Here is an 18,328-nt window from a genome sequence, read left to right as displayed (position 1 = left end):
AGGTGTTTGAAACATACGTTTGGCCCGCTCGCGTTGTCAAGCTGGCCGCGCATTTTCCAGCCATACGGCCGCGCTTTCAAGCAGCGAAGCGCCAGCGGAAAGGATTGCCAAGCGCTGCATACTGTATATAATTCCAGGCACTGTATAAAAAGCCAGAGCCAACGCCATGCAGAAACTAACGCCACGCCAGGCCGAAATCCTTGCCTTCATCAAGCGTTGCCTCGATGACAACGGCTTCCCCCCTACCCGCGCCGAAATCGCTCAAGAGCTGGGCTTCAAGTCCCCCAACGCCGCCGAGGAGCACCTCAAGGCGCTGGCCCGCAAGGGCGCCATTGAAATGACCCCAGGTGCATCCCGTGGCATTCGCATTCCTGGCGCCGAACCGCGCTCGGCCAACGATACCTCGTTGCCGGTCATTGGCCGTGTAGCGGCCGGCGCCCCGATTCTAGCCGAACAGCATATCGAGACCACGTGCGACATCAATCCGGCCTTCTTCCATCCACGCGCAGATTACCTGCTCCGCGTGCATGGCATGAGCATGAAGGATGTGGGCATCTTCGATGGCGACCTGCTCGCGGTCCATACCTGCCGGGAAGCGCGCAACGGCCAGATCGTCGTCGCTCGCATCGGCGAGGAAGTCACCGTCAAACGGTTCAACCGTGTCGGCCACAAGGTTCAGCTGCTGGCTGAAAACCCGGAATTCGCGCCTATCGAAGTGGACCTGCGCGAGCAGGATCTGGTGATCGAAGGGCTTAGCGTTGGCGTCATACGCCGATAAACAGGAGGCGACAATGCAGTTTTCCACGATAGTGCCCAATAACGCCCAGCATACCCAGCTGTCGTTGTTCGAAGCCTTTATCGCGCCGCCCGGTCAGGCTTTTCAGAAAGCCCCTGTAGAAGGCTGGCCAAGCCAGGCACCCGAGGTGTTCAGCGAGCTGAGCCTTCGGGGGGCAACGGGAAACTGCCTTAGCCTTTTGGCACCGATGCTACGGGAGCTGAGCGAGGGGGAGCATATGCGCTGGCTCACGCTGGTAGCGCCGCCGGCCAGTTTGACCCAGAACTGGCTACGCGATGCCGGACTCAACCGCGAACGCATCCTGCTGCTGCAACCACGGGCCAATCAAACGCCCCTGCAGCTGGCCTGCGAAGTACTTCGCCTTGGCAGAAGCCATACAGTAGTCAGTTGGGTCAACCCGCTGAATACAAACGGGCGCCAGCAGCTTGTGACCGCCGCGCGCCAAGGCGACGCGCAAAGCCTGAATATCCGCCTGGGCTGAAGCCCAACGGCCGCCGGCCTCAGTGAAGTACGCGCGGCCCGTCGTCGTGTTCGAAATCCCCCTCGACCAGCTTGCCGGCCATTTGCACGCCCACGCTCAGCATGGCCTTGGCGACTTCTACGTGCTGGCCCTGGAGAAAAGCCTTGGCATCGTCGGAGAAGTTCAAGGTAACCAGCGAACCTTCGTCTTCAGCGCGACGCAGCTCGATCCGGCCATCCGGAAGTTCGACGATTTCAAGAAAAGACGTAGACATGACGTGAGGGATCTCCGGGAAAGGCAGTTATTGTAACATTCAGTGAGCTAATCAGCACTCACTTAGCCCATCCCGGAACCGGACCGCCAGGGATTTCAACTGTTGGCGCCACTCCTCCAGCTCGTCCCGCCCCAGTGCGGGCGGTTCCTCGGGCTCATCAAGGCTTACTGCCTGGATCAACGGTTGGGTGACGTCCTGCTTGGCCTTGCGTGGCGCTCGTGGCGGTTGCCACAGTGCGTTGTATTCGTAAAGCAGCCTGGCCAGCCAGGTTGCCCGGTTGCCTGCAAGCTCCACCAATTCCCCCAACTGCGGGTTAGGCGCGGCCGCCAAGGCTTCGGGCGTAAGAAACCGCTCCGCCTTTGGCGAGTCGGCATCGTTCAGCCGGTAGTACCCTGCAATTTCATGGCATAGCCCCAGCAGCCCACCGTAAAGATGAAACAGCACTGCCTCACGCTCTGCTTGAGCTAGCGCAGCTGCATTCATGGCAGCGCCCTGCTCCGCCCGCCCCAGCGCCTCAAGGGCCAAGCCTGCGAAATAGAGCTTCTGGTTGGTGCGGGTATACAACTCATGTGCCATGGGAACCTCCGAAAAAATGAACGGGGCACTGTGGCCCCGAGCATTCAACGCTTGTCTTCGACCTTCCAGGCCGTGCCATCGAAGAAGGCGCGCCAGCCGGTAGGCTTGCCATCGACTTCGGTCTGCACGTACTGCTCTTTGGTCTTGCGGCTGTAGCGTATCACCGAGAAGCGGCCTTCGGGGTCCTTCACGGGTGCGTCAAAGAGGAAATGATACTTGGGATCGATCTCGTCCTTGTGAGGCAGCAGCTCGCGCACCAGGGGCGCGCGGGTTTCCCGGTTTTTCGGGAACTGGCTCGCGGCCAGGAACAGGCCCGAGGCGCCGTCACGCAACACGTAGGTGTCGTCCACCTTCTCGCACTTCAACTCCGGCATCTTCACGGCGTCCATCTTGGGCGGCGCCGCTTCGCCGTTCTTCAGCAGCTTACGCGTGTTCTTGCAGGACGCGTTGGTGCAACCGAAGAACTTGCCGAAACGGCCGGTCTTGAGCTGCATTTCGCTGCCGCACTTGTCGCACTGGATACTCGGGCCTTCATAGCCCTTGATACGGAAGCTGCCTTCCTCGATCTCGTAGCCAGCGCAGTCCGGATTGTTACCGCAGATGTGCAGCTTGCGCTTCTCGTCCAGCAGGTACGCATCCATCGCCGTCGCGCAGATGGGGCAGCGGTGCTTGTTCAGCAGTACGCGGGATTCGGATTCGCCCTCGTCGTCCGCAGCGATCTCGTCGCCGGGCACCAGGTTGATGGTCGCCTTGCAACGTTCCTTGGGCGGCAGGCTGTAGCCTGAGCAACCCAGGAAGACGCCCGTGGATGCGGTACGGATCATCATCGGCCGGCCGCACTCCTTGCACGGAATGTCCGTGAGGGTCGGCTGGTTGGCGCGCATGCCGTTTTCGCTGGCCTCGGCCACTTCCAGTTTTGCGCGGAAGTCCTCGTAGAACTCGTCCAGCACGTTCTTCCAGTCACGCTCGCCGTGCGCAACGTCGTCCAGGTGCTCTTCCATGCCTGCGGTAAAACCGTAGTCCATGAGGTTGGAGAAGCTTTCGCCCAACCGCTCGGTCACGATGTCGCCCATCTTTTCCGAATAGAACCGACGGTTATGCAGCGTCACATAGCCACGGTCCTGAATGGTGGAGATGATCGCAGCGTAGGTCGATGGCCGGCCAATACCGCGCTTTTCCATTTCCTTGACCAGGCTGGCTTCGGAGTACCGCGCCGGTGGCTTGGTGAAGTGCTGGGTGGGGTCCAGCTCAAGCAGCTGCAGCTTCTCGCCCTGGGCCATTTCGGGCAGCACGTCGTCTTCGCCCGGCTTGCTAACCTGTGGCAATACTTTGGTGTAGCCGTCGAACTTCAGGATGCGGCCCTTGGCGCGCAGTTCGAAGCCCCCGGCCGCCACGGTGAGCGTGGTGGAGAGGTATTGTGCCGGTGGCATCTGGCAGGCCAGGAACTGACGCCAGATCAGCTCGTACAGCCGCTCTGCATCGCGCTCCATGCCGTTGAGCTGCGACGGGTGCAGGTTCACATCGGACGGGCGGATCGCCTCGTGCGCTTCCTGAGCGCCTTCCTTGCTGCCATAAACGTTCGGCGTGGCCGGCAGGTACTGCTTGCCGAAGTTGCCTTCGATATAGGCACGTGCCATGTCCAACGCATCCACCGACAGGTTGGTGGAGTCGGTACGCATATAAGTGATGTAGCCAGCTTCGTACAAGCGCTGGGCCATCATCATGGTTTTTTTCACGCCAAAGCCCAGGCGGTTACTCGCCGCCTGCTGCAGTGTGGACGTAATGAACGGCGCCGACGGCTTGCTACTGGTCGGTTTGTCCTCGCGCTTGGCCACGGTGTAGCTGGAAGCCTTGAGCTTCTGCACGGCCGCCATGGCTTGGGTTTCGTTGAGCGGCTTGAAGGCTTCGCCGTTCTCGCGCGCTACTTCGAAGCGCACCTTGGCCTTGCTGCTGGCGAGGTCGGCGTGCAGCTCCCAATACTCCTGAGGGATGAACGCACGGATTTCACGCTCGCGCTCCACCACCAGCTTCACGGCGACGGACTGCACCCGCCCGGCGGACAAGCCACGGGCGATTTTCTGCCAGAGCAGGGGCGATACCATGTAACCCACCACGCGATCGAGGAAACGCCTCGCCTGTTGCGCGTTCACACGGTCGATATCCAGCTCCCCTGGCTGCGAGAACGCTTCCTGGATGGCCTTTTTGGTGATTTCGTTGAACACCACTCGCTTGTAACGCGAATCGTCACCACCGATTGCCTCGCGCAGGTGCCAGGCGATGGCTTCCCCCTCGCGGTCAAGGTCGGTTGCGAGATAGATGGTGTCGGCATCCTTGGCGAGCTTGCGCAGCTCATCGATGACCTTCTCCTTGCCGGGAAGGATTTCGTACTTGGCCTTCCAGCCATGGTCGGGATCGACCCCCATGCGCGCTACCAGCGTACGCCGCGCCTTCTCACGCGGTGTTAATGCCGGGGCCTCGCCCGCCGCCTTGGCCTTGCGGGCGGCCGGCTCCTTGGAGGTGGACGAACCGCTGGTAGGCAGGTCACGGATATGGCCGATACTGGACTTCACCACGTACTGGTTGCCCAGGTACTTGTTGATCGTCTTGGCCTTGGCCGGGGATTCCACAATGACCAGCGATTTTCCCATGGATCGGAAGATTCCTAAAAACAGAAATTGAAGGCGGTGACGCCTTTCGAGGCCCCGCTATATATAGTGGCTACCGGGTGAGGTCAAGCGCAGTGCCTAAATGGCATCACTCGCGGCAGCGTCGAACAGGCTGGGTTCGGCCCGCACCAAAGCAAAGCGCGGTACCTGCTCGCCGTCAACCTCTACGGACTCCAGGAACATCTCCAGCGGGCGCACCCACAGGCCGTATTCGCCATAAAGCGCCTGGTAGCACACCACCTGCTGCTCGGTCTCGGAATGGCGCGCCACGCCGAATACACGGTACTCGGGGCCTTTGTAATGGCGATAGACGCCAGGTTGTAACAGCATATGCCGCCTCACTTCTTCAAACGCTGAAAAACAAAAACCGGGGCGCCTGGCCCCGGTCTTTGACACACGCAGGATCAGACGCGTTCGAACACCGTGGTGATGCCCTGGCCCAGACCGATACACATGGTGGCAACGCCGAGGGTGGCGCCCTTTTGCTTCATTACATTAAGCAGAGTGCCGGAAATACGGGCACCCGAGCAACCGAAAGGATGCCCCAAGGCAATCGCGCCGCCGTGCAGGTTCACCTTTTCGTCCATCTTGTCGAGCACCTTGAGGTCTTTCAGCACCGGCAATGCCTGCGCCGCGAAGGCCTCGTTAAGCTCGAAGCAGTCGATGTCCGCCACCGTAAGGCCGGCACGCTTGAGGGCCTTCTGCGTAGCAGGCACAGGCCCGTAGCCCATGATCGACGGGTCGACACCGGCTACCGCCATCGAGCGGATCACCGCCATCGGCTGAAGGCCCAGGTCTTTCGCGCGCTGGGCCGACATCACGATCATGCACGAGGCACCGTCGGTGATCTGCGACGAAGTGCCCGCAGTCACGGTACCGCCTTTGGGGTTGAATGCCGGCTTGAGCGATGCCAGGCCTTCGAGCGTGGTTTCCGGGCGAATGGTTTCGTCGTAGTCGAAGACCTTGAGGAAGCCGTTCTCGTCATACCCCTCCATGGGGATGATTTCGTCCTTGAACAAGCCCTCCACTGTCGCCTTGTGCGCCAATTGGTGCGAACGCACACCAAAGGCATCCTGCTGCTCGCGGGTGATGCCGTGCATCTTGCCCAGCAATTCGGCCGTGAGGCCCATCATGCCGGCGGCTTTGGCCGCATGCAGCGACATATGGGGGTTCGGGTCCACGCCGTGCATCATGCTCACGTGGCCCATGTGCTCCACGCCGCCGATCACAAACACATCGCCGTTGCCGGTCTGGATGGCCTGGGCAGCGGTGTGCAGCGCGCTCATGGACGAACCGCACAGGCGGCTCACGGTTTGCGCCGCCGACGTGTGAGGAATGCGCGTCATCAGCGATGCCATGCGCGCGATGTTCCAGCCTTGCTCGAGGGTCTGGTTCACGCAGCCCCAGATCACGTCTTCGACTTCGTTGGGGTCTACACCCGGGTTACGCGCCAGCAGCTGGTCGATCAGCAACGCCGACATGTTCTCGGCGCGGGTATTGCGATGCATGCCGCCCTTGGAGCGGCCCATGGGTGTACGACCGAAGTCGACGATCACCACATCTCTTGGATTCAGGCTCATAGTGCAAAATCTCGCTCTGTTGTCGGGCGGCTCAACCGAAGAAACGCTGGCCGGTACGGGCCATTTCGCGCAGCTTCTCGGTGGGGTGGTACAGCGGGCCCAGCTCGGCGTAACGGTCGGCAATGGCTACGAACTCGGCCACACCGATCGCGTCGATGTAACGCAGTGCGCCACCGCGGAAGGGAGGGAAGCCGATACCGTACACCAGGCCCATGTCCGCTTCGGCTGCGGTTTCAACGATGCCGTCTTCAAGGCAGCGAACCGTCTCCAGGCACAGCGGGATCATCATCCAGTTGATGATGTCTTCGTCGGTGACTTCGCGCTGCTCGTAAATGACCGGCTTGAGCACGTCCAGTACTGCGGCATCGGCCACTTTCTTCGGCTTGCCACGTTTGTCGGTCTCGTAGGCATAGAAGCCCTTGCCGTTCTTCTGACCCAGGCGGTTGGCCTCATACAGCGCGTCGATGGCGCTGCGGCGGTCGTCCTTCATGCGGTCCGGGAAGCCTTCGGCCATCACATCACGACCGTGGTGGCCGGTGTCGATGCCGACTACGTCCATCAGGTACGCAGGGCCCATGGGCCAGCCGAATTTTTCCATGACCTTGTCGATGCGCACGAAGTCCACGCCCGCGCTCACCAGCTTGGCGAAACCGCCGAAGTACGGGAACAGCACACGGTTGACCAAAAAGCCCGGGCAGTCGTTGACCACGATCGGGTTCTTGCCCATTTTCTTGGCATAGGCGACGGTGGTGGCTACCGCTTGCTCGCTGGACTTCTCGCCACGGATCACTTCCACCAGCGGCATCATATGCACCGGGTTGAAGAAGTGCATGCCCACGAAGTTCTCGGGGCGCTTCAGGGCCTTGGCCAGCAGGCTGATGGAAATGGTGGAGGTGTTCGAAGCCAGAATGGCGTCGTCCTTCACGTGGTTTTCCACTTCGGCCAACACGGCTTGCTTGACCTTCGGGTTCTCGACCACGGCCTCGACCACGATGTCCACGTGGCCAAAATCGCCATAGGACAGCGTCGGGCGGATGGCATTGAGGGCAACCGCCATCTTCGCAGGGGTCAGGCGGCCTTTTTCGACCTGCTTGCCCAACAGCTTGGAGGCTTCGTTGAGGCCCTGCTCGATACCCTTCTCATTGATGTCCTTCATCAGGATCGGGGTGCCTTTGTACGCCGACTGGTAGGCGATGCCCCCACCCATGATGCCAGCGCCCAATACAGCCGCCTGATTTACCTCACGGGCCTGCTTGTCATACACCTTGGCCTTGCGCTTGAGCTCCTGATCGTTCAGGAACAGCCCGATCAGGCTTTCGGCGGCAGAGGTCTTGGCCATCTTCACGAAGCCGGCGGCTTCGATTTCCAGTGCCTTGTCGCGACCGAAGTTCGCGGCTTTCTGGATGGATTTGATCGCCTCTACCGGTGCCGGGTAGTTCGGCCCGGCCTGGCCAGCAACGAAGCCCTTGGCGGTTTCGAAAGCCATCATTTGCTCGATGGCGTTCAGCTTGAGCTTTTCCAGCTTGGGCTGGCGACGAGCCAGATGGTCGATTTCGCCGGAGATAGCGCGCTTGAGCAAGTCCAGCGCGGCGGCCTGAAGCAGCTCAGGCGCAACCACCACGTCCACGGCGCCAACTTTCAGGGCGTCGTCCGGGCGCTGTTCCTTGCCGGAGGCAATCCATTCGATGGCGTTATCAGCGCCGATCAGGCGCGGCAGGCGAACGGTACCGCCAAAACCTGGGTAGATGCCCAGCTTCACTTCAGGCAAGCCGATCTTCGCCGCCGTGGACATCACGCGGAAGTCTGCTGCCAGGGCCATTTCCAGGCCACCACCCAAGGCGATGCCGTTGATCGCGACCACGGTAGGGCATGCCAGGTCTTCGAAATCGCTGAAGATCCGGTTGACTTCGAGGTTTCCGGCGGTCAGCTCGGCTTCGGGCAACTTGAAGTTATCGACGAACTCGGTGATATCAGCGCCGACAATGAACACATCCTTGCCACTGGTAACCACCACGCCCTTGACCGACGCATCGGCCTTGAGCGCTTCCACCGCCTCGCGCAGCTCGCTGAGGGTAAGGCGGTTGAACTTGTTGACGGACTCACCCTTGAGGTCGAAATTCAGTTCGACGATGCCACTTTCAAGAGCCTTAACCGTGATGGCTTTACCTTCGTAAATCATCAACTGATCTCCAGGAATGGAAGCTAAACGTTACGCATTGGAGCAGCCATGAGGCTTACCCGCCAACACGCGTTCGGACGATGAAGCGATGGCAAACGCTCGATTCATACGCCCGTTTGATTCGGGTGTGCACACCTTCAGCGAAAACCCTTGGAATGTCAATCGCCCGAAAACAGGCCACCGTCGCGACCGCTCGGTCATTTTTCCTGAACAGCTTGAGCGTAGACAGCGGCACATATAGTGCCCTCTACGGAACGTGCCGCCCAAGCACCGCGCAGCGATGAATGGGCACGAATTCATGCCACGCATTGGTGCCAGAGGCGTATGATCGCGGCCATTCACCGGCCTGCCTGGCCTCGCCCGACCCTCGTGTCGGGCTTTTTATTGCCTGCCGTTCGGCGCCTTGCCCTCAAGTTCTTCGCAAGGCCGGCCGACATCCCGTTACAGCCGGCTTCCTGGCCGCCATGTACGTCCTTACGCTTCGCTCCCCCACACAACAACAATGCGGAGAAAGCCCCATGAAGGTGCTGCGCAACCTGTCCATCAGCCGCCGGCTGTGGCTTATCCTGCTGTTGGCCCTCGGCATGCTCGCCGCGCTTGGCCTGTTCATGCTCAAGCAAATTCATGACGATCTTTATCAAGCCAAGGCCCAGAAAACCATGCATGTCGTGCAAACCGCGGCAGGCTTGCTGGAATACTTCAACGGCCTTGAAAAGACCGGAGCGCTGACCCACGAAGCGGCCCAGCAGCAAGCCATCGCTGCGGTGCGCGGCCTGCGCTATGGAGGCGCGGATTATTTCTGGATCAATGACCTTCGCCCGGTGATGGTGATGCACCCTACCAATGCCAAGCTCGATGGTCAGGACCTTTCGGGCATTCGCGACCCTGATGGCTTTGCGGTATTCAACGAAATGGTGGCCGTGGCGAAGGCCAAGGGCGCTGGAATAGTGAATTACCGCTGGCCCAAACCAGGCGCCAGCGCGCCCGTGGCCAAAACCTCCTACGTACAGCTGTTCCAACCCTGGGGCTGGGTGATCGGCTCGGGCGTGTACGTGGACGACGTGAAGGCCGAATTCACCGCCCAAGTGGTCCGCGTGTTGATCGCGGCGGCGGTCATCGCGCTGATGATGGCCCTGGCCATTGTTGCCATCGCCCGCAGCATCGTCCATCCGCTGCGCGCCTCGGTCAGCGCAATGGCGAACATTGCCAGCGGGGACGGCGACCTCACCCGTGAACTCCACGCTGAAGGCAATGACGAAATTACCCAACTGAGCGGCCATTTCAACGCATTCACGCGAAAAATGCGCGCAATGGTGGGATCGCTGCAGGCGTCGGCCGATGAGCTTGGCCGCTCGTCACAAGCGCTGGGCGGCAATGCCCTGGAAGCCCAGTCAAGTAGCTCGCGCCAGTGCGAACAAATGGACCGGGTGGCCACCGCCATCGGCGAGGTCACCCATGGCGTTCAGGATGTTGCCCGTACCGCCGAGCACGCGGCCAGCGAAATGCGCAAGGCCGAAGCTCAGGCCCTCGACGGCCAGGCCAGTATCAGCGGTAGTGTTCAGCAGATCGACCAGCTTTCCGCCACCATCAACCAAGCCGTGGAGGTGATCCGCACCCTGGCGGCCGAAAGCACCGAGATAGGCGGTGTGCTGGACGTGATCAGTTCGATCGCCGAGCAAACCAACCTGCTGGCCTTGAACGCTGCCATCGAAGCCGCGCGGGCCGGCGATCAAGGCAGGGGGTTTGCCGTGGTAGCTGACGAAGTGCGCCTGCTTGCGCAGCGCACGCAGAAATCCACGGCCCAGATCCAGGCCATGACCGAGCGGCTGCGGCACCGCTCCGAAGCCGCAGTGAAGGTCATCAACGAAAGCAGCGAGGCGTCGCGCCTGACCATCGAGCAGGCCAGCGCCGCCGGCCGAAGCCTGGAGGCAGTGGTGCATGCCTTGCGCACGCTGAACCAGCTCAACGCGTCCATCGCCAGTGCCACCCTGCAACAAAGCCACGTGGTGGAAGACATCAACCAGAATGTGGCTCAGGCTGCCGGGCTGTCCCAGGGGACTGCAGCGGCGGCGGAACAATCGAGCCGCACCAGCGCGGAGATGAAAAACCTTAGCGAGCAGTTGAACGGAGCGTTGCGCCAGTTCCGGATCTAGCGTGTGGCGAGCGCTCGCAGGGCCCGGTCGATAGCCTCTGCCTGGCCCTCCCCGCCACCCTCGCCCCACACTGCGCTGACCATCTGTCGCTGCGCTTCAACCTTCCACACGTCGGCCGGCAGCCCGTTCAACTGCTCCAGCAGGGCAGCGTTCGTGCACGGCTCGCGCCACTGGTTTACCCATTGGCCGGGCTCTGGCTGCCACCATGTCCAATCCGCGCCAACCGGCGAGGGCCGCGGTCGGTGATACTGTGCAGCGGGTGTAGGCAGGTGGGCCGGCATCCAGTGCGGCCACTGCTGCGGCGCCAACTGCATGCCCAGGCCCAGCGCGCGGGCCTTCATGCGACACGCCATGCGACCGCTCTGTTTGCGTGAGGGGCGTAGCCAGGCCAGGGGGCTTAAAATCACCGCCAGGATTGACACCACTATCCAGACCGTCATAGAACTCTCCCCGCGATTTACAAACAACCCCTTGGAGAATGCGCCACTACCTATGCATTCCCCATGAAAGGGCCATAATCAAGCTAATACTTCTGTCTGGAGCACCACGCCATGTCCTATCAACATATCCTCGTAGCCGTGGATCTGACCGAGGAATGCGACCCGGTCATCAAACGCGCCCGCGCCCTTGCAGAAGCCACTGGCGCGAAGCTGTCGCTGGTTCATATCGTGGAACCCATGGCAATGGCCTTCGGCGGCGACGTGCCCATGGACCTTTCCCAGCTTCAGCAGCAGCAATTCGATCAGGCCAAGGAGCGCATGCGCACCCTGCGCGGCAAATATCCGGATGTTTCCGAGGAATTCTGCCACCTGACCTACGGCCAGCCGCGCCAGGAAATCCACAAACTGGCCAAGGACAAGGGCTACGACCTGATTATCGTGGGTAGCCATGGCCGCCATGGCCTGGGCCTGCTGCTGGGCTCAACCTCCAATGACGTTCTGCACGGCGCGCCGTGTGACGTGCTGGCAGTGCGACTGGATCGAATGAAAGCCGAAAAAGCCGGTTGAAGGCCACATTCCTCCATCAGGCGCCCACCGACGCCTGATTGCGGAGCCCCTTACTCGTCCAGTTCGGCCCAGCGCTCTACCAGCGCATCATGGCGAGCTTGCAGGCTATCCAGGCTGGCGAGCACGGCGGTGGTTTCCGCAGCCGGGCGCTGGTAAAAGCCCGGCGATCCGATCTGCGCTTGCACGGCCGCCATCTGCGACTCGATATCTTCGATCTGCCCCGGCAAGGCTTCGAGCTCGCGTTGCACCTTGTAACTGAGTTTCTTTTTGGCAGGTGCAGGTGCAGGTGCAGGCGCCGACGCTGCTGGCGCGGGGCTGGCTGACGCCACAGGCTCCGCTTTCTGCGCCTTGGCTTCCTTCACGCCCAGCAACTTGGCCGAGCCGCCCTGGCGAATCCAGTCCTGATAGCCGCCCACGTATTCCCGCACCTGGCCATCGCCCTCGAACACCAGGGTGCTGGTGACCACGTTATCCAGGAATGCCCGGTCGTGGCTGACCATGAGTACAGTGCCCTTGAATGCCGAGAGCACCTCCTCGAGCAGCTCGAGGGTTTCCACGTCCAGGTCGTTGGTGGGTTCGTCCAGCACCAGCAGGTTGGCGGGCTTGCTGAACAGCTTGGCCAGCAGGAGGCGAGCACGTTCGCCGCCGGACAGCGCCTTCACCGGAGTACGCGCCCGCTGAGGGCTGAACAGGAAGTCGCCCAGGTAGCTGAGTACGTGGCGGCTCTGGCCGTCGATCTCGATGAAATCCCGACCTTCGGCCAGGTTGTCGATCACGGTTTTTTCCAGGTCAAGCTGCATGCGCAGCTGGTCGAAGTAGGCCACCTCCAGGCGTGTGCCCTGCTCTACCGAGCCCGCGGTGGGCTGAAGGTCGCCCAGCATCAGCTTGAGCAGCGTGGTTTTCCCGGTGCCGTTGGCGCCCAGCAGGCCGATACGGTCCTCGCGCTGCAGCACCATGGAGAAATCCTTGACCAGCAACGGCCCGCCGGGGTGCGCGTAGCTGACGTTCTCCAGCACGATCACCTGCTTGCCGGACTTGTCCGCCACATCCAGCTGGATGTTGGCCTTGCCCTGGCGCTCGCGGCGCTCGCCCCGCTCCGAACGCAATGCCTTCAGTGCGCGTACGCGACCTTCGTTGCGGGTACGCCGGGCCTTGATGCCCTGACGAATCCATACTTCTTCCTGCGCCAGCCGCTTGTCGAATAGCGCGTTGGCGGTCTCCTCGGCGGCAAGTTCGGCTTCCTTGTGCACCAGGAAGCTGGCGTAGTCGCCATTCCAGTCGATCATGTGGCCGCGGTCCAGCTCCAGGATGCGCGTGGCCAGGTTTTGCAGGAAGGCACGGTCGTGGGTGATGAACAGCACGGCCCCGCCGAAGCCGGCGAGGGCTTCCTCGAGCCAGGCGATGGCGCCGATGTCCAGGTGGTTGGTGGGTTCGTCGAGCAACAGCAGGTCTGGCTCGGACACCAGCGCCTGAGCCAGCAGCACGCGGCGGCGCCAGCCACCGGACAGCTCGGCGAGGGTTTTGTCGGCCGGCAGTTGCAGGCGGCTCAAGGTACTGTCCACCAGTTGCTGCAGGCGCCAGCCATCGCGGGCTTCGAGCTCTTGCTGAACGTGCATGAGCGCGTCCAGGTCGGCGTCGCTGACGATGTTCTGGCTCAGGTGGTGGTACTGAGCCAGCAATTCGCCTACCCCTGCCAGCCCCTCGGCCACCACGTCGAACACGGTGCGGTCGTCGGCACGCGGCAGTTCCTGGGGAAGCTCGCCGATTTTCAGCCCTGGCGCGCGCCAGATGTCACCGTCGTCGGGCTTCTGGTCGCCGCGTACCAGCCGCAGCATGCTGGATTTGCCAGTGCCGTTGCGGCCGATGATGCAGACCCGCTCGCCGCGGGCGATCTGCCAGGAAACCTTGTCGAGCAACGGCATGGCGCCGTAGGCGAGGGAAACATCGCTCAGTTTGAGCAGGGTCATGGGATTCTCCGGAAAAGCCGGCGCGTATTCTACCTTATGTACCGCCCTGGCACAGCAAAGGCCGGCCGCATATCGCGAAACACTTGGCGCGCTTCCGAGGGAAGGGCCAACAGGCTAAGCTAGCCGCCAATCTGTACGCTTCCCGGAAGTCTCATGCGCAGTCGACTGTCCCGCCTCGTTCCCGCCGTGTTGCTTGGCGCCCTGTACCTCATACCCGCCGCCCATGCTGGCGACCTGGCGCTCCAGCGGCAGTACTACGATCAGGCGAAGGCGGCTCTGGCCAAGGGCAACAGCGCGCCCTACTTCCAGTACAAGGCCATGCTGGTGGACTACCCACTCGAGCCCTACCTGGCATACGACGAACTCACCGCCCGCCTGCCTGGCGCCAGCAACGAAGAGGTAGAAGGGTTCATCGCCGCTCACGGCGATCTGCCGCAGATCAACTGGCTCAAGCTGCGCTGGCTGCGCATGCTGGCCGAGCGTGGAGACTGGCCCACCTTCGTTCGCTACTACGACACCAAACTCAATTTCACCGAACTGGACTGCCTCTATGGCCAGTACCAGCTTACCCGCCCAGACCTGCGCGCCGAAGGCTACGCCAATGCCGAACGCCTGTGGCTGAGCGGCAAGGACCGCCCCGCCGCCTGCGACCCGCTGTTCGGCCGCTGGGCCGCCGAGGGCCAGCTTACCGAGCACAAACGCTGGCAGCGGGTACGTCTGGCCGCACAAGCACGCAATTATCCTCTGGCGACCAGCCTGGTTGATGGCCTGGTGACACTGCAGGCACAAGGCAGGCGCCTGCTGGATGTCGCACGCAACCCGGAACTGCTCGATCAGCCCGGGCTGTTCCAGCCGGCCGACGAGGCCATGGCCGATGCCGTAGGCCTTGGGTTGCGCCGCCTGGCCAAGCAAAACCCCGACAAGGCGTTGGGGCTGCTGGATTCCTATGCGGCCACCATGCACTTCTCGGCCGAGGAAAAGGTCGCCATCGCCAAGGACATCGGCCTGGGCCTGGCCCGCAGCTATGACAGCCGCGCGCTGGAGCTGATGACCCGCTACGACCCGGACCTGCGTGACGACACGGTAAGCGAATGGCGGCTACGCCTGCTGCTGCGCCTCGGCCGCTGGCAAGAGGCCTACGAACTTACCCGCCGCTTGCCGGCCAGCCTCGCCCAGACCAACCGCTGGAAGTACTGGGAGGCCCGGGCACTGGAACTGGCCCGGCCAAACGACCCGCAGGTGCCTGTCCTGTACAAGGCAGTGGCAAAGGAGAGGGATTTCTACGGCTTCCTGGCAGCCGACCGCGCGCAGGTCCCGTACCAGCTGACCAACCGCCCCCTGCCGCTGACCCAGGCGCAGATGAACAGCGTGCGCAATGCCCCGGGTATTCGCCGTGCGCTGGAGCTGTATCAGCGCGGTCAGATCGTCGATGGCCGGCGCGAGTGGTACTACGTATCGCGGCACTTCGACCGTGATCAAATGGTGGCTCAGGCAAAGCTGGCGTATGACATGGGCTGGTACTTCCCGGCCATCCGCACCATCAGCCTCGCCCAGTACTGGGACGACCTGAACATTCGCTTCCCCATGGCGCACCGTGATGCATTGCTTCGCGAGGCCCGGCTGCGAGGGCTGCACGCCAGCTGGGTATTTGCGATCACCCGCCAGGAAAGCGCGTTCATGGACGACGCCCGTTCCTCCGTTGGCGCCATGGGGCTGATGCAGTTGATGCCAGCCACGGCGAAAGAAACGGCGCGCAAGTTCAGCATTCCATTGGCTTCACCGCAGCAGGTGATCGACCCGGACAAGAATATCCAGTTGGGTGCCGCCTACCTGAGCGTGGTGCACGGCCAGTTCAACGGTAACCGCGTACTGGCTTCTGCGGCCTACAACGCCGGGGCCGGCCGCGTGCGTCAATGGCTCAGAGGGGCCAACCACTTGAGCTTCGATGTATGGGTCGAGTCCATCCCGTTCGACGAAACCCGCCAGTACGTGCAGAACGTGCTGTCCTACGCGGTGATCTACGGCGCGAAGCTGAACACGCCACAGCCTATCGTCGACTGGCACGAGCGGTTCTTCGACGATATCTGATGCCCTGATGGGCCTACAGGTGGAACAAAACGCCGCGTAGCAGCCCGCCTTGGCGGTGACCGGCCCGTCAGGGCCGCTGCTTCAGGGCAACTAGGAAGCGGTCACCTCCATCCCCACCTCCAGCACACCCTCGCCCTCGGCAATCAGGTTTTGCCCGAACATGATCCCGCCTTCGCGCATGCGATAGCCCTTGAGGGTATTCAGCGGCTCGCGGTCGCTGTCGCGTTGCTGGGTGGCGGGATCAATGGTGGTGAGAATGCAGCGGGCGCAGGGCGAGGCCACGCGAAAGTCCACCGTACCAATGCGAAGGCGGGTCCAGCCGTCCTCGGCAAGGGCCTCGGCGCCGTCAATGACCAGATTGGGGCGGAAACGCAACATGGCCATGGGCCGGCCCACACGGCTGGACAGGTCGTCCACCGAGGCCTGATTGATCAGCAACAGCGGAAAACCGTCGGCAAAGGCGACACGGTCTTCCGGCAGCCCATCACCTGCACCCAATGGCCGGGCGCGATGTTCGGGAACATACACCAGGCGAGTGGGTTTGCCGATCAGCTCGCTTGCCCACTGGGCGGCGGCGTCACCGGCGTCCGGAACCCTTAGCGTATCCCTCCAGATCACTATGCCCCGCAGGCCTGCATCTGCTGGCGGCACGGGCACGGAAAGGGATTGGAGGCCGGGCGCGCTAAGCTCCAGCCCGCCATCGGCGTTGTACAAGGCCGAAAGGTGGCCCAGCACCGGCAAGGTTCGCTGGGTAAGGAAACGGCCGCTGGCCTCCTCCACCAGCATCCAGCGGCGATCGCCCAGCAGCCCTAGTGCGCCAACCGGAGAAGCCGGCAGGCTTTCCCCCAGGCCGGATTTGACAGGGAATCGGTACAGAGCGGTAAGGCGCATGGCAGGGCATCCAGGTCCAGGGTGCCCTAGCTTAAACCAACGCGCCCACCGCTTCGACTCAGCCGAGTTCCATTTCCAGCCGCTGACGTACCACTTCCACCAACCGGTCGGGCTGGAACTTGGACAGGAAGTTGTCGCAGCCGACTTTCTTTACCATGGACTCGTTGAAGCTACCCGACAACGACGTGTGCAACACAACGTAAAGCTCACGCAGGCGAGGGTCTTGCCGAATCTCGGTGGTAAGGCGATAGCCATCCATCTCGGGCATTTCGGCATCGGTGAAGATCATCAGCAGCTTGCTGCACACGTCTTCGCCGGCATCCGCCCACTTCTGCAGCATGCGTAGCGCCTTCAAGCCATCGCTGGCAACGTGCAGCACGCAACCGAGCTGCGACAGCGTATCGCGCAATTGCGAGAGGGCCACGGTCGAGTCATCGACCAGAAGAATCTCACGGCCGCGCGCATTGGCGAGCATGGCATCTTCGAGCTTCTCGCGGGATACCTTGGCGTTGTAAGGCACGATTTCAGCAAGCACCTTTTCCACGTCGATGACTTCTACCAGCTTGTCCTCCACGCGGGTGATGGCGGTGAGGTAATGCTGGCGACCGGCGCTGCTGGGCGGCGGAAGGATAGATTCCCAGTTCATGTTGATGATGCGGTCAACGCCGCCCACCAGGAAGGCCTGTACGGAGCGGTTGTACTCGGTAACGATAATGGTGCTGTCCGGGCCAGGCTGCAGCGGGCGCATGCCAATGGCTTGGGACAGGTCGATGACCGGCAGGGTTTGCCCACGGAGGTTGACCACGCCGCACACAAAGGGATGGCGCTGAGGCATGAGGGTCAGCTTGGGCAGCTGCAGCACTTCCTGCACCTTGAATACGTTGATTGCGAACAGCTGACGGCCGGCCAAACGAAACATGAGAATTTCAAGGCGGTTTTCACCCACGAGTTGGGTGCGCTGATCGACGCTATCGAGAATACCAGCCATGAAAGTCCCCGGCGGTTGGATAAAGGCATATGTGGGCTATCGGCGTTGGGTAAGCGAACTTGAGTTCTTGGCGCGCCCATCCGTCCGTATTTGATATCACTTTAGCATCATGCTTTACTGTTCCTTGCTTACTGGTATCGGTGACATCGGGGAAACCCTTAGGAACCCTCCGGGCCAACCTGATATTCGAAACAGTCAATAGACATTACCGTGGCGCCATTCTCGTTCATGAATGGAGTTCGCCCATGCCGAGCCTGTTGCCTACACCCGCCCTGGGTGCGACCCGTCATGTTTAGCCTCTGCGCAGAAGCGGAAGGGCTTACCACCAGGCTGATCGACTGCATCGATCATCTGCGCGCCTTTCCCAACGATCAGGATGCCTGCACAGCACTGCAACGAGCGCTGGAGCAGTTGGCAAGCGGCGCCGCCGAAACCCAGGGGCCTATTGCTGCCTTCGCCCGCGCACTGGCGGCGTTCCTCGCGCGCGACCGCGCCGAGCTGTGCCTGAGAGGCGACGCCTTGCTGGCGCTCAAGCAATGCGTGGACCTGCTGAGCTGGCAGGTGGAGCTGAACGACCCGCGCCACGGCCTGGCGATGGATTGCGGCGAACAACGCGAACTTCTGGCCACGCTGGCAGGCTGCTGCCCGCCGGATCGTACGCACGCCCCGTTGGCCTGAAGGCGTATAAAACAGGGACCCAATG

Annotated in this window: 16 protein-coding genes; 6 read left to right on the top strand and 10 right to left on the bottom strand. The window is 62.0% G+C overall.

All coding sequences use genetic code 11. From position 1 onward, the window contains the following. Positions 1-166: 166 nt before the first annotated feature. Together lexA and sulA are read left to right on the top strand one after the other, a co-directional pair. Positions 167-778, top strand: coding sequence for a transcriptional repressor LexA (lexA, locus tag LG385_RS06045; RefSeq protein ID WP_181112479.1), 612 nt, complete (start codon positions 167-169; stop codon positions 776-778). A 13-nt stretch (positions 779-791) separates the two neighbouring features. Further along, positions 792-1,277 carry an SOS-induced cell division inhibitor SulA gene (sulA, locus tag LG385_RS06040; protein ID WP_225773200.1) on the top strand — a complete coding sequence of 162 codons (486 nt, stop codon included), beginning with the start codon at positions 792-794 and terminating at the stop codon, positions 1,275-1,277. 19 nt (positions 1,278-1,296) lie between these two features. Here the strand turns inward: sulA and LG385_RS06035 are convergent, their stop codons facing one another. The 6 genes from LG385_RS06035 to fadB form a co-directional block, all read right to left on the bottom strand. Then, complete coding sequence (locus LG385_RS06035; RefSeq protein WP_181112483.1) at positions 1,297-1,530, bottom strand: hypothetical protein; 234 nt, start codon at positions 1,528-1,530, stop codon at positions 1,297-1,299. A gap of 51 nt (positions 1,531-1,581) precedes the next feature. After that, on the bottom strand, positions 1,582-2,106 hold the full coding sequence (locus tag LG385_RS06030) for a DUF6586 family protein (protein WP_225773198.1): 525 nt from the start codon (positions 2,104-2,106) through the stop codon (positions 1,582-1,584). Positions 2,107-2,150: 44 nt separating this feature from the next. Next, positions 2,151-4,754, bottom strand: coding sequence for a type I DNA topoisomerase (gene topA / locus LG385_RS06025; RefSeq protein ID WP_225773197.1), 2,604 nt, complete (start codon positions 4,752-4,754; stop codon positions 2,151-2,153). 96 nt (positions 4,755-4,850) lie between these two features. Continuing rightward, complete coding sequence (locus tag LG385_RS06020; protein WP_181112489.1) at positions 4,851-5,102, bottom strand: DUF1653 domain-containing protein; 252 nt, start codon at positions 5,100-5,102, stop codon at positions 4,851-4,853. A 74-nt stretch (positions 5,103-5,176) separates the two neighbouring features. Beyond that, complete coding sequence (gene fadA / locus LG385_RS06015) at positions 5,177-6,352, bottom strand: acetyl-CoA C-acyltransferase FadA (RefSeq protein WP_181112491.1); 1,176 nt, start codon at positions 6,350-6,352, stop codon at positions 5,177-5,179. A 31-nt stretch (positions 6,353-6,383) separates the two neighbouring features. Further along, positions 6,384-8,531, bottom strand: coding sequence for a fatty acid oxidation complex subunit alpha FadB (fadB, locus tag LG385_RS06010; protein ID WP_225773195.1), 2,148 nt, complete (start codon positions 8,529-8,531; stop codon positions 6,384-6,386). Positions 8,532-9,049: 518 nt separating this feature from the next. Between fadB and LG385_RS06005 the strand changes: the two genes are divergently transcribed. Beyond that, entirely contained in the window at positions 9,050-10,684 is a 1,635-nt protein-coding gene (locus tag LG385_RS06005; protein ID WP_225773193.1) for a methyl-accepting chemotaxis protein, read from the top strand. On the opposite strand, the gene LG385_RS06000 is transcribed toward LG385_RS06005, so the two are convergent. Beyond that, the gene (locus LG385_RS06000; protein WP_225773191.1) at positions 10,681-11,124 is read right to left on the bottom strand and encodes a hypothetical protein; all 444 of its coding nucleotides are present in this window, start codon (positions 11,122-11,124) and stop codon (positions 10,681-10,683) included. The two genes, LG385_RS06005 and LG385_RS06000, sit on opposite strands and share 4 nt — an antisense overlap. A gap of 111 nt (positions 11,125-11,235) precedes the next feature. Here LG385_RS06000 and LG385_RS05995 point away from each other — a divergent pair, with 111 nt between their 5' ends. After that, a complete protein-coding gene (locus LG385_RS05995) occupies positions 11,236-11,691 on the top strand; it encodes a universal stress protein (protein WP_225773189.1) in 456 nt (151 codons plus the stop codon). Between the two features lie 50 nt (positions 11,692-11,741). Here the strand turns inward: LG385_RS05995 and LG385_RS05990 are convergent, their stop codons facing one another. Then, on the bottom strand, positions 11,742-13,658 hold the full coding sequence (locus LG385_RS05990; protein ID WP_225773187.1) for an ATP-binding cassette domain-containing protein: 1,917 nt from the start codon (positions 13,656-13,658) through the stop codon (positions 11,742-11,744). 153 nt (positions 13,659-13,811) lie between these two features. Here LG385_RS05990 and LG385_RS05985 point away from each other — a divergent pair, with 153 nt between their 5' ends. Beyond that, entirely contained in the window at positions 13,812-15,746 is a 1,935-nt protein-coding gene (locus LG385_RS05985; protein WP_225773185.1) for a transglycosylase SLT domain-containing protein, read from the top strand. Between the two features lie 90 nt (positions 15,747-15,836). Here LG385_RS05985 and LG385_RS05980 read toward each other — a convergent pair whose 3' ends face one another. Together LG385_RS05980 and LG385_RS05975 are read right to left on the bottom strand one after the other, a co-directional pair. Continuing rightward, the gene (locus LG385_RS05980) at positions 15,837-16,637 is read right to left on the bottom strand and encodes an MOSC domain-containing protein (RefSeq protein ID WP_225773183.1); all 801 of its coding nucleotides are present in this window, start codon (positions 16,635-16,637) and stop codon (positions 15,837-15,839) included. 58 nt (positions 16,638-16,695) lie between these two features. Beyond that, positions 16,696-17,625, bottom strand: a complete 930-nt coding sequence (locus tag LG385_RS05975; RefSeq protein WP_181112507.1) for a chemotaxis protein CheV — start codon at positions 17,623-17,625, stop codon at positions 16,696-16,698. A 288-nt stretch (positions 17,626-17,913) separates the two neighbouring features. On the opposite strand from LG385_RS05975, the gene LG385_RS05970 reads away from it, so the two are divergent. Continuing rightward, positions 17,914-18,303: a hypothetical protein gene (locus LG385_RS05970; protein WP_225773181.1), complete on the top strand. Its 390-nt coding sequence runs from the start codon at positions 17,914-17,916 to the stop codon at positions 18,301-18,303. Positions 18,304-18,328: the final 25 nt, after the last annotated feature.

It is taken from the genome of Pseudomonas sp. Marseille-Q5115 (assembly GCF_916618905.1).
Lineage (GTDB): Bacteria > Pseudomonadota > Gammaproteobacteria > Pseudomonadales > Pseudomonadaceae > Aquipseudomonas > Aquipseudomonas japonica_A.
Note: the sequence above shows the minus strand (reverse complement) of the source record. Positions and strands in the feature narration are given on the sequence as shown.

Excerpts from the sequence above, each read along its gene's own strand:
- LG385_RS06000 (WP_225773191.1), bottom strand. The coding sequence starts at position 11,124 with ATGACGGTCTGGATAGTGGTGTCAATCCTGGCGGTGATTTTAAGCCCC.
- LG385_RS05975 (WP_181112507.1), bottom strand. The coding sequence starts at position 17,625 with ATGGCTGGTATTCTCGATAGCGTCGATCAGCGCACCCAACTCGTGGGT.
- fadB (WP_225773195.1), bottom strand. The coding sequence starts at position 8,531 with ATGATTTACGAAGGTAAAGCCATCACGGTTAAGGCTCTTGAAAGTGGC.
- LG385_RS05980 (WP_225773183.1), bottom strand. The coding sequence starts at position 16,637 with ATGCGCCTTACCGCTCTGTACCGATTCCCTGTCAAATCCGGCCTGGGG.
- lexA (WP_181112479.1), top strand. The coding sequence starts at position 167 with ATGCAGAAACTAACGCCACGCCAGGCCGAAATCCTTGCCTTCATCAAG.
- sulA (WP_225773200.1), top strand. The coding sequence starts at position 792 with ATGCAGTTTTCCACGATAGTGCCCAATAACGCCCAGCATACCCAGCTG.
- LG385_RS06020 (WP_181112489.1), bottom strand. The coding sequence starts at position 5,102 with ATGCTGTTACAACCTGGCGTCTATCGCCATTACAAAGGCCCCGAGTAC.
- topA (WP_225773197.1), bottom strand. The coding sequence starts at position 4,754 with ATGGGAAAATCGCTGGTCATTGTGGAATCCCCGGCCAAGGCCAAGACG.
- LG385_RS06035 (WP_181112483.1), bottom strand. The coding sequence starts at position 1,530 with ATGTCTACGTCTTTTCTTGAAATCGTCGAACTTCCGGATGGCCGGATC.
- LG385_RS05995 (WP_225773189.1), top strand. The coding sequence starts at position 11,236 with ATGTCCTATCAACATATCCTCGTAGCCGTGGATCTGACCGAGGAATGC.
- fadA (WP_181112491.1), bottom strand. The coding sequence starts at position 6,352 with ATGAGCCTGAATCCAAGAGATGTGGTGATCGTCGACTTCGGTCGTACA.
- LG385_RS05970 (WP_225773181.1), top strand. The coding sequence starts at position 17,914 with ATGTTTAGCCTCTGCGCAGAAGCGGAAGGGCTTACCACCAGGCTGATC.
- LG385_RS05985 (WP_225773185.1), top strand. The coding sequence starts at position 13,812 with ATGCGCAGTCGACTGTCCCGCCTCGTTCCCGCCGTGTTGCTTGGCGCC.
- LG385_RS06030 (WP_225773198.1), bottom strand. The coding sequence starts at position 2,106 with ATGGCACATGAGTTGTATACCCGCACCAACCAGAAGCTCTATTTCGCA.
- LG385_RS06005 (WP_225773193.1), top strand. The coding sequence starts at position 9,050 with ATGAAGGTGCTGCGCAACCTGTCCATCAGCCGCCGGCTGTGGCTTATC.
- LG385_RS05990 (WP_225773187.1), bottom strand. The coding sequence starts at position 13,658 with ATGACCCTGCTCAAACTGAGCGATGTTTCCCTCGCCTACGGCGCCATG.